Here is a 13,539-nt window from a genome sequence, read left to right as displayed (position 1 = left end):
CCGAAGGACGCGAAGAAGTCCGCGCCTTCTTCCGCGCGCGACGCCGACAACCGGAACAGCACGGCCGCGCGGAGTGCGGCTCGGAACAACAAGGGCGCGAAAGGTGAGTCGAATGGAGAGCAGCGCCCCGCCAACACGAGGCCTGCCTCGACGTCGCGAAACAACAAGGCCGCACGCGGCGCCCCGGCCCGGGGGAAGCCGCCGTCCACCTCCACGCAGGGCTCGCCTTCACGAGGCTCCGCTGGCGAAAGGGATGGCCTGAAGCGGCCCCTCACCACCACAGCACGTGGCACGCCCTCTGAAACCAACAAGGGCGCCTCCGATACGAGCGAGCGCGCGCTCCACGCGGGCGCCACCCCGGGTGAGAGCAGGCCCCGTGGAGAAGCCACCACCGCTGCGGGCGACTCCCGTGGAACTTCGACGCCTCCGCTCGACCCATCTCACGCGGCCAGCGCTCAGGCTCCGGTCGCCGCCAGCCACTCCTCGCGTGGTACCGGCACGTCCGCCAGCAGCCCGCTCGCCGCGACGGAGAACGAAGTGGAGCCGCTGCGCGAGCCCGCGGCGCCGGTGACTCCGCGAGCAGCCCCACCGTCTCGGCCCCCCGCGGTGCTCGAGGAGCGCGCCGCGGAGCGGACGCCCCAGCAGCGCAACGTGGACCACGCGCTCGCGGAGGCCCTGGCCGCCGAGGTGGCCGAGGTCACCGCGAAGCACGCCGTGGACGAAGCCATGGACCGACGCGCCGGCCGCGAGGAGGCCACGGACCGGCTGCTCGCCACGGAGATGGCCACCGGACTGGCGGAGGCCGCAGTGGAGGAGGTCCTCGACCACAGCCCCGTCACTCGCAAGCCGGAGCACGAGCGCGAGCTCGCCGCCACCGTCGCCGCGCAGGTCGCCGAGAGCGCCGCCGAGCTCGCCGTCGCCGAGGTGATGGTCCACCGCTCCGCCGAGCCGCCCTTCACCGACTCCTTCGAGGAGCGCGCCACGGTGGGCTTCCTCGACGAGCTGGCCGAGGACGAAGAGGTCTCCACGCTGGAGCTGCGCGAGGACCTGGCCATGGCCGGCGCCGTGCTGGAGCTCGAGGACCTCGACGAGACCCCCGAGGAGGTCGAGGACGGCTGGGAGCGGACCATCTCCAGGCCCGTGGTGGACAGCACCTTCCAGGCGCCCGAGGTGGAAATGCCAGACACGACGCGCGACGAGTTCCCCCCGGGTCGCCGAGGCCCGCTGTCCCTGGTGCCCCCCTCGCGAGACGACGCCTTTCACGGCGCCTCCTCCGAGCCCGCTCACGACGCCGGGTCCCCCCGTCCCCTCGCCCAGCGCGCCAGCGGCATGTTCGCCCTGGCCCGGGAGATCGCCGGACAGGCGCTGGCCAGCGAGGGACTGGGACGCGCGTGGGGCGCGATGAACGGCATGCTGGACGCGGTGCGCGCGGGCCTGGGAACGGGCGGCGGCGCGCACCTGGACGAGTACGGCAAGGACCCGTCCCTCGTCGAACGGCTGGAGCCGGTGCTCGAGTTCCTCTACGGCCAGTACTGGCGGGTCTCCGCGCAGGGGACGGACCACATCCCCGGCGGCGCCGTCATCCTGGTGGCGAACCACTCGGGTGCCCTGCCCTACGACGGCCTCGTGATGTCGCTCACGCTCGGTCGTGAGCGGCCGGACCTGCGCGAGTCACGCTGGCTCGTGGAGGACCAGGTCTTCCACGCGCCCATGCTGGGCACGCTCTTCAACCGCCTGGGCGCGGTGCGCGCGTGCCCGGAGAACGCGCTGCGGCTGCTCGACGAGCAGCGCCCCCTCGTCGTCTTCCCCGAGGGCTACCAGGGCCTCAGCAAGCCCTTCGGTGAGCGCTATCGCCTCAAGCGCTTCGGGCGCGGCGGCTTCGTGAAGCTCGCGCTGCGCACGGGCGCGCCCATCGTCCCGGTGGCCATCGTCGGCGCGGAGGAGACATCGCCGATGCTCGGCCGCATCCCCGCGAGCTTCCTCGGCCTGCCCTACCTGCCGCTGATGCCAGGTCCCCTGCCCCTGCCCGCCAAGTGGAGCATCCGCTTCGGCGAGCCCATCGCCATGGACGGGCTGCCCCCCGAGGCCGCGGACGATCTGGGCGAGGTGGGACGACTCACCGAGCGCACCCGCGAGGCCATCCAGGGCATGCTCCACTCCCTGCTGCGCGAGCGGCGCTCCGTCTTCGCGGGCTGAAGCGGGGGACCCCACCGGTTCGCGCGAATCCTCCGCGCGGAGCCCTCAGCCGACGACGCGGTTGCGGCCCGTCGTCTTCGCCTCGAAGAGCTTCTCGTCCGCCGCGCGCACCAGGTCTCCGGGCTCGCGGTGGCGAGGCTCCAGCACCGCCACGCCCAGGGAGATGGTGACGGGGATGGCCTGACGGTCGAACTCGAAGCGCTGCTTCTCCACCAGCCGGCGCACCTTCTCGGCGAGCTGACGCGCGCCCGTCAGAGCGACCTCGGGCAACAGGACGGCGAACTCCTCACCGCCGTAGCGGGCGAAGACGTCCTCGCGGCGGATGCGCGTGCGCACCGTGGACGCCAGCTGCTTGAGCACCGAGTCCCCCGCGAGGTGGCCGAACTTGTCGTTCACCTTCTTGAAGTGGTCGATGTCGATCAACACCAGCGACAGCCCGCGCTCGTACCGGCGGCTGCGGGACAGCTCCCGGTCCAGCTGCTCGTCGAAATAGCGCCGGTTGTAGATCTGCGTCAGGCCGTCCATCGTGGTCAGCCGGTAGATCTCATCGTGGTACGCCGCCTCGATGTTGCCGCCGGCGATGTACTTGAAGATGGTGCGGCCGATCTTCACCAGGTCGCCGTTGCGCAGCTCGCGAACCCCCTCCACCAGCTCGTCGTTGATGAACGTGCCGTTGGTGGAGCCCGCGTCGCGGATCCGCACGCCCTCCCGGGTATTGGAGATGGCCGCGTGGTTGCGACTCACCGACTCCTGGTCGATCTGGATGTCCGACTTCGACGAGCGACCAATCAGGGTCTCCTCGCGCGTCAAATCGTGCTTCCGACCCAGGTCCAATCCGTAGATCACGACCAGCGCCGCGTCGAGGTTGACCGGCCGGTCGGAGATCTTGGAGATGACCGTGACGACCGTCTCGTTCTGCACCACTCCTCCAGCGAACGACCCTCGGGACGCTACCACCCTGCAAAACAAGAAAGCGAGTCAGAGCACGCGACTCCGGGTAGGGAATCCGCGCCTGACCTAGGGAATATCCACGCCTCGCAGGGCCGAGACCGCGGGCCGGAGCAGGCGACCTTCGGGGTCCTCCAGTGACGCGATGAGTGACACCCCCAGGCCGGAGCAGCTCGCCGGCAGCCGGAGCTCCACCTCGCCCGAGGTGGGAGATGAGGCCGTGTCACTCACGAGGACCTCCTCGCACCCCTTGGCGCCGCCCCTTACCACGATGCGCACGCGGCCGTCCGCCTCCGCGCTGGTCCCCAGGCGGAAACCGGTGACCCGCACCCGCACGGCGCTCCCCCGGGTGAGCCGCTGTCCCTCCAGCTCCGGATAGAGCCAGGCCACCTCGGGACGTCCCACGTCCAGGGACGACGCGGCCTGGGTCAGGTCCCCCACATGGTCGAGCCCGGGCCCATCGGCCGCGGCCAGTCGCGAGGGCCCCAGCACATCCCGCGAGTCCCGCCCCGTCACCTGCAACACCTCCGTGCGCAAGAGCGAGCGCGAGCCCTGGTGGTCCCCGAAGAAGGTCCGGTCCTCGATGCCCATGGGCGCCCGGGGAACCCGGACCCCGTCCTCCAGGTCATCGGGAGAGACGAGCACCGTCCACCTGCGCCCGAGGCGGTTGGTGAAGACGACGCGGATCAACGTCGCGGGCCCGTCCACCTCGCCGCGCAGCTCACGCGGCCCCAGCCCCCGGGCCTCCGCCGCGCCATCGAAGTTGTAGCGGACGTCCTCGGGGATGGGCAGGAAGCCCGACCAGGTCTGCACCGGGTGCTCCCCCGACGGGTCGAACAGCGGCCCCGCCAGGTCCGCCACCACCAGGCTCGTCGCCACGCCGGCCGAGGCATCATCCCGCGCCGCCCGGGACGAGGCGCCCATGAGCAGGCGGTAGGGCTGCCCCTCCAGCCCGTGGTGCGCGGGGGCCATGCGCACGAACATCACGCCGGGCTGTCCCAGCCGCGAGTCCGCGTCCGTGTTCGGATCCGCCGGCGCGACATTGGCGGCGGCGCCCAGGCCCAGCGGCACGAGCCCTCGACCCGGCGCGGCCACGGTGCTCAGCACATAGGCCCGGTCCAGATACGCACCCCGGTAGCGAGGCAGCGCCGGGACGCGCACGGCGAACGGGAACGCCAGCCGCACGCCCTCGAAGTCGAGCGACACCCCCTCCGGATATGTCACCGCGTCCGGTCGGGGCCCGCCCTCGACGAGGCCCGGCGTGGGGACCAGGCGGAAGGACGCGTCGCGCACCACCGACGAGTGGAAGTCGGGCGACAGCACCAGCAGCCGACCCAGCATCAGCAGCGGATCCATGCCCAGGTCGAACGCGTTGAGGGGCAGCTCCGCCACCGGCAGGCCTCCCGTCACGGCCCACGCCGAGCGCGTGCCGCACGTGCCCATCGCGATGGACAGCTCCGGCTCCAACACGCCCGACAGCGACAAGTCACACACCCCCGCCACGCCCGGCGCGGACACCCGCGGCGCGACCCCTCCTTCCACCCACAACGCCGTGCCCGACGGCAGCGACAGCCTGCGCGTGCCGCCCGCATCCACCTCCACCTCGCGCTCGAACCCCAGCAACGTCTCCGTCGAGACCTCGGAGAAGAGTCCCGGCACCGACAGGCCCGTCAATCCCAGCCGCAGCCGCGACCGCGTCGTCAACGGAGGCGGCGTGACGACGCGCGGCTCGACGAAGTCGACCTGGAGTCCACCCGAGAGGTCCAACGGATTGCGCCGCAGCGCGAGTCGCAGGTCGCGCCCCTCCTCGACCTCATGGCGGGCCAGGGTGAGGTAGCCGAAGTCCGGGTGGAAGGCCGTCACGCCCACCGTCCCCGACGCGGGCACCCAGGTGGCGCCGTCCAGCCCCGTCAGCGCCGTGTCGAGCACCTCGCCCTTCTCATTGGAGATGGCGATGGTGGTGAGCGGCAGGGAGCGTCCCGTCAGCTCATCCACCACCAGCACGCGGAGCCCGCCGTCGGGGACCTCGGGGCTCAGCACGGTGACATTCGCGGAGCAGACCGCCGAGCCGACGCGGACGGTGACGGCCTCGCGATCCACACCGGGTTCGCCCAGCACGAGCGCGACCCGGGGCCCGGAGCCGCCCCCCTTCACCCTCGGCGCGCGCGCCTCCCACGCGATTCCGTCAAGGGGGACCACGGGCCTGCCCGCGGCGTCACGCACCCACACGTTGAAGACGACGGAGGTGCCTGGGCGCCCGATGACGACGTCCGGCGTCACCTGACACGAGGCCGCGAGCACGGGCGCTGGCGGCGCCACGCAGGCGCCATCGCGACAGACCTCGTCCACCTCGCAGTCCGCGTCCGCCGCGCACAGCGCCGCCATGCACCGGTTCATGTCGCACTCGCACCCCATTGGAGCGTCGCACATGGGCAGCGCGTACTCCTGACGCCGGGCCGAGCCACAGTCCGCGCGCGTGCGACACGCGGGCTCACAGCGGGACTGCGCGGTGTTGCAGAAGAAGAGCGCGGGGTCCGGGCAGTCCTGGTCCACCGCGCACGCCGTCGGCTTGGGCTTGGGCTCCGCGGGGATGCCAGGGGTCGAGTCGAACGCGTCACCACAGCCCGCCAGCATCCCCAGCACACACACGAGGGCCGACAGCAGGTAGGGACGAAGCGAGCGACTCATGCGATGCGGCTCCCGGGGGGCGGAACACCCTCGACCTTACAGGGACGACGACCGACGCGCGACGTCGTGGAGGCTCGACCTGCCTCCACTGGACTTCGTCGGACCCGGCCGCCCGCTCGCCCTTCCACCACGCAATGGAAGGTTGGCTTTCAGGGTCTCACGAATCATCATCGCGCGCGATGGCCCGCGGCGAGCCGAAGTCACTTGAAAGCCTTCTCCCCCGAGTCCTGGGTCGCCTCGCCGGTGAGTCCGGGCGCGGACATCCCCTGGCGCCGGTGTGGGCCTCGGTGGTGGGTGCGCACATTGCCCGCCATGCGACCCCACGTGCCCTCGAGGGTGGCACCCTGCTCGTGTCGGTGACGAGCCCCGAGTGGGCGCGCACGCTGGAGCCCGAGGCCGCGTCGCTCTGCGCCCGCTTGAACGAGCGGCTGGGCGCGGACACGGTGAGGGCGCTCGCCTTCCGTTGGGAGGGGCGATGATCGCCGCGCTCGCCCTCTCCCTGTTGCTCACCGCCGCGCCCGCGCCACGTGGCCCGGCCGCGCCGCCCGCACAACAACAGGCGCCCCCGCCCAAGCCGAAGGTGCCGCTGACACCCACCGAGGCCATGGAGCAGCAAGCCGCGCAGCACGTGGTGCGCGAGTTCGAGCGCGTGGGCCGCCGCGCCCCCGCCGAGGACGCCTCGCTCGTCGAAGCGGCCCGACGGCTGGCGCGCGAGGCGCTCAGCGGGGCCTTCACCGGCGCGCCGGACCTCTTCACGCTCACCGAGGCCATCAGCGACGCGGGCGCCGCGGACCCCGCGCCCCGGGCGCTCGTCATCCGAGCGTGGGCCCACCAGCACGCGCTCGAGTCCCTGCGCGCCCGGCCGGACCTGAACACGGAGCGGGCCACCCACTTCGGCGTGGGCGTCGCGTTCGTCGACAAGCGCGCCGCGCTGGTGACGCTGCTGTCGGACCGCAAGGCGGAGCTGCGCCCCTTCCCGCGCGTCATGCCCGGTGAGCGCGCGGTCCAGACGCTCTGCGGACGGCTGGGCCCCTCGCTGAGCCAGCCGGAGATCTACGTCACCCGTCCCGATGGCGAGGTCATCATCGTCCCGCTCACGCGGCGAGGCACCCAGGGCTCCGACTTCTGCTCGCGCCTGGACTTCCTCACCCCCGGCACCTACACGGTGGAGGTGGTGGCGCGAGGCGAAGCGGGACCGGAGGTCACCTCGCTGTTCCTCACGCAGATTGGCGAGGTGCGCCGACGCGGCCTGCGCGAGAGCAACGTGGAGCCCACCACCGTGGAGACCGCGCGCGTGGCGCTCCATGAGCGCATCAACGCCCTGCGCCGCGCGCATGGCCTGGTGGAGCTGACGCCGGACCCGCTGCTCGAGCGCGTGGCCCAGGCGTACAGCCAGCGCATGTCCGCCGAGGGCTTCTTCGCGCACGTGGCCCCGGATGGCAGCACCCTCACCCGTCGACTCCCGCCAGGGACCCGCTACGTGCGGGCGGGTGAGAACCTGGGCCAGGCCGCCGGGCCGCTCGCGGCGCACTTCGGCATCGAGCACAGCCCCGGCCACCGCCGCAACCTGCTGGACCCGGGCTTCCGGTTCATGGGCGTGGGCGTCACCTTCCAGAAGGTCGGCGGACGCAACGAGGCCATCGTCACCGAGGTCTTCACCGCCGCGTCTCCCGCGTCCGCGGACCCGGAGAATCCCAGGCAGGACGCCTACGACGCGCTGGCCCGCCACCGCACGGCGAAGAAGCTGCCGCCCATGGCGCGCAGCGAGGTGCTGGAGTCGCTCGCGCAGGCGCACGCCCGGCACGCGCTGGAGATGGACCAACCGGCCGCGCAGCCGGGCGAGGCCCCGCTGCACGAGCGCGTGTTCCAGGTGCTGCCCGACGCGGGCACGGCGTCGGTGGACTTCTTCGTGGTGTCGGACCCGGCCTCGCTCCCCGAGTCCCGCAGCGTCGCCGAGGCCACCAACAACCGGGTGGGCATCGGGGTGGTGCGCGGGGATTCGAAGCGCTTCGGCGCGAAGCAATACTGGGTCGCCGTCATCTACGCCGCCGTGCAGTGACGACGGGCGGAACCTCCGTGTGGGGCGCCCCTCTCCATAACGGGGCATCCCCTCACACGGTGAAGCGACTCCGGTGCGGCATCAGACGGGGCGACGCTGGGTGGCGTACGCCTCGAGCCCCATCTGCGGGGGCGCGACGTGCTGGTACATCGGGCACTTCATGCAGGTGAAGGACTGCCACCCACGACGCACCGCCTCATCCAGGCAGTTGTCGTACTGATGGCAATTCAGATTGCGATGCGTCTCGACGCCGGCACGCTTCGGCCCGGCCTCGGGATTGATGGTTTGCGGCAGATCGGCTGGACACGGCTTCATGGAGCCCTCCCTCTGTGCTGTTTCCCCCCCGAGCGCTGTGAACGAGCAGTGTTACCGGACGACAGGTCCCGCCAGGCTTCGACGGACCGGGGTAGCGCGCAACGGCCGCGCAACGTAGTGATGCACCCCGGGTGACGCAATGGGTCCACTCGGCGGACCCAAGAGCACGTAATCGCCTGAACGCTTTCAGCGAATGCTGCGGATGAAGAACAGTTCGGACCGGCCCGATGGCGCGCGGATTTAGGACTTGTCGGGCCGGCTGTCAAACCACCCCCCTGGTGTGAGAGGGGAATGCCTGACGGATACATCTCGTTGGCTGGTCGCAAAGCCGCGTCGTGAAAGGAAGAACCACATGAGCTGGATGGGGATGGTCGCGGGGTGTGCACTGGGGGTTTCCCTCGGACAATCCCCGACAACCCTGGAGGCCGTACGGCTTCACCAGGCGGACGCGACCTCCCTGGCCGAGCGGGAGTGGACCGAGTGCGCGGCGAAGCGCTGCGCGGATGCGGGACGGCTGGGCCTCCTGGCGGGCACGCTGGCCCTCTCCGAGGGGCGCGCGGCCGAGGCCCGGGACATGCTGGCGGCCAACCCCGCCCCCGCCCTGCTGGAGCCCTACCGCGCCTTCTACCTGGGCCAGGCCCGCTTCTACGCCGGGGACGCACCGGGCGCCGCGCTCGACTTCGCGCGCGTGCTGGAGTTCCCGGGGGCGCCGCTGGACCTGGTGACCCGCGCGCGGGCCCGGCTGGGGGAATCCCTGCTCAAGGCGGGCAAGGCGAAGCAGGCGGTGGGGGTGCTCGAGTCGGCGGTGAAGGCCACGCCCACGCCGGAGCTGCTGTTCCAGCGGGCGCAGGCGCGGGGCGAGTCGGGCAACCGCGCGGGTCAGCAGGCGGACCTGCTGGAGGTCGCGCTGCGCTTTCCCACACACCCGTATGCCGATGACGCGTTGAAGGCGCTCTCCGAGCGTCGCCCCGCGGTGCGCCTGGGTTTCGCCGAGCGCACGCGACGGGCCGAGGGCTTCCTGTCGGGTGGCGCGTCACAGCGCGCGCTGGCGGAGCTGGACGCGCTCGCGGGTGAGAAGCTCAGCAAGGAACAGTCGGCGAAGGTGTCGCTCCTGAGGGCCAAGGGCCTGTTCGCGCAGAAGCGGGACGAGGAGGCGCACAAGGCGCTGGCGCTGGCGCGCAAGGGCTCTGCGGAGACGGCCGCGGAGGCGGAGCTGGTCGTCGCGCGGCGGGCCCTGCGGGCGGATGACAACGACAGGGCCCGGGAGCTGATGGCGGGCCTGGCCAAGAAGTACGCGGCGCAGTCGGCGGGTGAGGAAGGCGCCTTCTTCGCGGGCTGGTTGGATCTACAGGCGGGCCGCTTCGAGGAGGCCGCGAAGTCCTTCACCTCGCACGCGGACCGCTACACGCGCTCGCGCCGTCGGGACGAGGGCATGTGGTTCCGCGCGCTCGCGTATCTGCGGCTCGCGGACTACGCCAAGGCGCGCGAGGCGCTGGACGCGCTGGTGACGGCCTATCCCCGAGGAAGCCTCGCGCCCCAGGCCCGCTACTGGATGGCGCGCAGCCAGGAACTGGGCGGCGCCACGGCGGACGTGGTGGGGCCGGAGTACGAGCGGCTCATCGCCTCGTCTCCGGCGTCGTTCTACGCGCTGCTCGCCTCGGAGCGGCTCCAGGAGTTGGGACGGCCGGCTCCGGCGCGCTTCCCCAAGCCGCCCCTGGCGCTGGAGCTGCCACGGCCTCCCGAGCTGGCGCTCGCGGTGGAGCTGACGCGCGCGGGGCTCTTCCGGGACGCGGCGGACGAGGTGGAGACCCACGTGGCGAGGCTGCGCTCGGCGGACCAGGCGCTGCCGTTCGCGCACGCGCTCTTGAGCCTGGGCGAGTTCGGCCACGCGCACACCGTGGCGGCGCGACACCTTTGGGGCCGGGCCTTCGGCTCGCGCGAGCCGGACGCGCTGGCGGCATTCTACCCCCGCGCGTTCTCCAACGCCGTGGAGCAGGCAGCGACCGCGCACAAGGTCGACCCGTTCCTCGTCTGGGCCATCATGCGCCGCGAGAGCGCGTTCAAGCCCGAGGTGATGAGCGCGGCGGACGCGCGCGGGCTGATGCAGATCATTCCGAAGACGGCGACGGAGATCGCGCAGAAGCTCGCCGAGCCGGCTCCCGCGCCGGCGGACCTCTTCTCGCCCGAGCGCAACATCCGCTACGGGGCCTGGTATCTGTCACGGCTGATGGAGCGCTTCGCGCATCCGGTGCTCGCGGCCGCCGCCTACAACGCGGGCCCCACCGCCGCGGCGAAGTGGGCCCAGGAGCGCGGTGACCTGCCGTTGGACCTCTTCGTGGAGTCCATCCCGTTCCGCGAGACGCGCGGCTACGTGAAGCAGGTGGTGGCGGACCTGTTCCTCTACCACGGCTTCTACGGCGCCCAGGGAACCCAGCAGCCCCGGCTGTCGCTCGTGGTGCCCGCCCCCTCGAAGGAGGGCGTCACCTTCTAGAAGTCGAGCGGCGGCGGGCCCGTCGCTCCGGGCCCGTCCCCTACCCTCGCGCGGCCATGCGGCGGAGGATCTCCGCCTCCATGTCGTGGACGACCTCCGACAGCGGGAGGCTGCTGGAGTCCACGCGGACGGCGTCGTCCGCGGCCTTCAGCGGGGCCACCGCGCGCGCGGAGTCGTCCTTGTCGCGCTTGGTCTGGTCCGCGAGCACGTCGCCCAGGCTGCTCTCCACGCCCTTCTGGAACAGCTCCTCGAAGCGACGACGCGCGCGCACCTCGGGGCTGGCCTCCAGGAAGAACTTGGCGTCCGCGTCCGGGAACACCACCGTGCCGATGTCGCGCCCCTCCAGGATGGAGCCCTTGCTCGACTCGAGCGCGAGCCGCCGCTGCAGTTGCAGCAGCCCCGCGCGCACCACCGGGCGGCCCGACACCTGCGAGGCGGCCATGGAGATCTCCGGCGAGCGGATCTCCCCGGACACGTCCTCGTCGCCGAGGAACACGCGGTTCTCCTCACCCACCACCTGGAAGTGGATGTGCACGCGGCCGAGCAGCCCGCCCAGGCGGGCATCGTCGTCGTAGGCGATGCGCTCACGCCGCGCGAGCAGCGCCACGCAGCGATAGATGGCGCCCGTGTCCACCAGGCTGAACCCGAGCCGGCGCGCCAGCAGCTTGGACACCGTGGACTTGCCCGCGCCCGCGGGACCATCGATGGCGACGATGAAGCAGCGAGCGCCCGTCACGCGAGCACCTCCTTCAGCGCGCGCACACAGCGCTCGTTCTCCGACGCGGTGCCCACCGAGATGCGCAGGCAGGTCGGGAAGCCGCCGCCCGCGAACGGCCGGACGATGACCCCCTTGCGCAACAGCAGCTCATACAGCTCCGTGGACGAGCGGCGGAAGTCGGCGAACACGAAGTTGGCGTGGCTCTTCGTGAGCGTGATTCCCAGCCTGGGCAGCTCCGCCTCGAAGTAGCGCAACCCTTCCCGGTTGTTCTCGCGCGTGCGCTTCACGTGCTCGGTGTCCTCGAGCGCCGCGAGCCCCGCCGCCTGCGCCACCACCGTGAGGTTGAAGGGCATGCGCGTGCGCTGCACGTACGTCGCCAGCTTCGCGTCCATCACCCCGTAGCCCAGCCGGATGCCGGCGAGCCCGTGGATCTTGCTGAACGTGCGCAGCGCGACCAGGTTCGGGTGGCGCCGGAACAGCTCCACCCCGCTGACGTACTCGGGCCAGTCGACGAACTCGAAGTAGGCCTCGTCGTAGACCACCAGCACCTCGGACGGCACCGCCGCCAGGAACTTCTCCAGCGCCTCGCGGCCGAACGCCGTGCCCGTGGGGTTGTCCGGGTTGGCCAGGAAGATGAGCCGCGTGCGCGGCGTCACCGCGCGCGCCATGGCCTCCAAGTCGTACTGGTAGCCCTCGCGCATCGGCACCTCCACGAAGGGCCGCCCGTGGGCCTGCGCGGAGATGCGGTACGCGGCGAACGAGTTCTTGCACAGGAGGATCTCATCCTCCGGCGTGGTGAAGGTGCGGATGAGCAGCTCGATGAGCTCGTTGGAGCCGCTGCCCAGCACCACTTCCTGAGGCTGCACGCCCAGGGACGCGGCCAGCCGGCGCACCAGGTGGAACGACGTGGCATCCGGATACAGGTGCACCTGGGCGGACGCGTGCCGCATCGCCTCGAGCGCCCGCGGGGAGGGCCCCAGCGGGTTCTCGTTGGAGGCCAGCTTGATGACGCCGGAGAGCCCGAACTCGCGCTCGGTCTCCTCGATGGGCTTGCCCGGGACGTACGGCTTGAGCGTCTCGACGTAGGAAGGAACGAGAGGTCGCATGGGAGACGGGGCCCTGGAAGTGGTGGCTCGAATGAGCGGTGGCTGGCTCAGCGCCCGGAGAACACACCGAGCGCGCGGAACTTCGCGTAGCGGTCCTTGACCAGGCCGTCGGGCGTCAGCTCGGCCAGCTGGGTCAGGTGCTTGCGCAGCGTCTTGCCCAAGGCCTCCGCCATCTTCGCCGGATCGCGGTGGGCGCCACCCGCGGGCTCCTGCACGACCTCGTCGACGATCTTCATCTGGAGCAGGTCGCTCGCCGTCAGCTTCATCGCGTCCGCCGCCTTGTCCGCCTTGCTGGCGTCGCGGAAGAGGATGGAGGCGCAGCCCTCCGGCGAGATGACCGAGTAGACGCTGTTCTGGAGCATCAGCACGCGGTTGCCCACGCCGACCGCCAGCGCACCACCCGAGCCGCCCTCACCCACCACCGTGGAGATGATGGGCACGCGCAGCCGGCTCATCACCTCCAGGTTGACGGCGATGGCCTCGGCCTGTCCGCGCTCCTCCGCGCCGATGCCCGGGTACGCGCCCGGCGTGTCCACGAAGGTGAGGATGGGCTTCTCGAAGCGCTCCGCCAGTTCCATCAGCCGGCGCGCCTTGCGGTAGCCCTCCGGGCGCGGCATGCCGAAGTTGCGCGCCATGTTCTCCTTGGTGTTGCGGCCCTTCTGGTGCCCCATCACCATCACCGGCTTGCCGTCGAAGCGCGCGAAACCGCCGACGATGGACGGGTCCTCGCCGAAGTGCCGGTCTCCGCACAGCTCCACGAAGTCCGTGAAGAGGAAGCGGACGTAATCCAGGAAGTAGGGCCGCGCGGGGTGGCGGGACATCTGCACCACCTGCCACCGCGTCAGGTCGCTGAAGATCTCCGTCTGGAGCTTCTTCGCCTTCTTCTCGAGCTTCGAAATCTCCGAGGTGAAGTCCGCGGATCCACCCGTGGACAACGCCTTGAGCTCATCGATCTTCTTCTCCAGTTCGATGAGCGGGCGCTCGAAGTCGAGCGCGTAACTGATGCCGGTTGCCATGG

10 protein-coding genes are annotated in these 13,539 nt (G+C 71.5%); 4 read left to right on the top strand and 6 right to left on the bottom strand.

Translation table 11 applies throughout. The features are described 5' to 3' along the window. Positions 1-537 precede the first annotated feature (537 nt). A complete protein-coding gene (locus tag AC6JA9_RS20515; RefSeq protein WP_223749909.1) occupies positions 538-2,196 on the top strand; it encodes a lysophospholipid acyltransferase family protein in 1,659 nt (552 codons plus the stop codon). A gap of 45 nt (positions 2,197-2,241) precedes the next feature. On the opposite strand, the gene AC6JA9_RS20510 is transcribed toward AC6JA9_RS20515, so the two are convergent. Beyond that, a complete protein-coding gene (locus AC6JA9_RS20510) occupies positions 2,242-3,117 on the bottom strand; it encodes a GGDEF domain-containing protein (RefSeq protein WP_046717966.1) in 876 nt (291 codons plus the stop codon). A gap of 96 nt (positions 3,118-3,213) precedes the next feature. After that, positions 3,214-5,832 (bottom strand): carboxypeptidase regulatory-like domain-containing protein, encoded by a 2,619-nt coding sequence (locus tag AC6JA9_RS20505; RefSeq protein WP_223749910.1) that lies wholly within the window; start codon positions 5,830-5,832, stop codon positions 3,214-3,216. A gap of 134 nt (positions 5,833-5,966) precedes the next feature. Here AC6JA9_RS20505 and AC6JA9_RS20500 point away from each other — a divergent pair, with 134 nt between their 5' ends. Next, complete coding sequence (locus AC6JA9_RS20500; protein ID WP_483577834.1) at positions 5,967-6,311, top strand: DciA family protein; 345 nt, start codon at positions 5,967-5,969, stop codon at positions 6,309-6,311. Next, positions 6,308-7,891 (top strand): CAP domain-containing protein, encoded by a 1,584-nt coding sequence (locus AC6JA9_RS20495; RefSeq protein ID WP_473565563.1) that lies wholly within the window; start codon positions 6,308-6,310, stop codon positions 7,889-7,891. The genes AC6JA9_RS20500 and AC6JA9_RS20495 overlap by 4 nt, the downstream gene beginning before the upstream one ends. 81 nt (positions 7,892-7,972) lie before the next feature. Here the strand turns inward: AC6JA9_RS20495 and AC6JA9_RS20490 are convergent, their stop codons facing one another. After that, positions 7,973-8,206, bottom strand: coding sequence for a hypothetical protein (locus tag AC6JA9_RS20490; protein WP_046713590.1), 234 nt, complete (start codon positions 8,204-8,206; stop codon positions 7,973-7,975). 352 nt (positions 8,207-8,558) lie between these two features. Between AC6JA9_RS20490 and AC6JA9_RS20485 the strand changes: the two genes are divergently transcribed. Beyond that, positions 8,559-10,697: a lytic transglycosylase domain-containing protein gene (locus tag AC6JA9_RS20485; RefSeq protein WP_497960490.1), complete on the top strand. Its 2,139-nt coding sequence runs from the start codon at positions 8,559-8,561 to the stop codon at positions 10,695-10,697. A gap of 40 nt (positions 10,698-10,737) precedes the next feature. Here the strand turns inward: AC6JA9_RS20485 and cmk are convergent, their stop codons facing one another. The 3 genes from cmk to AC6JA9_RS20470 are packed head-to-tail and all read right to left on the bottom strand — an operon-like array spanning position 10,738 to position 13,537. Beyond that, entirely contained in the window at positions 10,738-11,433 is a 696-nt protein-coding gene (gene cmk / locus AC6JA9_RS20480) for a (d)CMP kinase (protein WP_497960488.1), read from the bottom strand. Beyond that, positions 11,430-12,521: a histidinol-phosphate transaminase gene (gene hisC / locus AC6JA9_RS20475; RefSeq protein ID WP_223749914.1), complete on the bottom strand. Its 1,092-nt coding sequence runs from the start codon at positions 12,519-12,521 to the stop codon at positions 11,430-11,432. The genes cmk and hisC overlap by 4 nt, the downstream gene beginning before the upstream one ends. 47 nt (positions 12,522-12,568) lie before the next feature. Continuing rightward, positions 12,569-13,537 (bottom strand): acetyl-CoA carboxylase carboxyltransferase subunit alpha, encoded by a 969-nt coding sequence (locus AC6JA9_RS20470; RefSeq protein ID WP_141323911.1) that lies wholly within the window; start codon positions 13,535-13,537, stop codon positions 12,569-12,571. Between the last annotated feature and the right edge of the window lie 2 nt (positions 13,538-13,539).

It is taken from the genome of Myxococcus sp. MH1, assembly GCF_059738865.1.
Note: the sequence above shows the minus strand (reverse complement) of the source record. Positions and strands in the feature narration are given on the sequence as shown.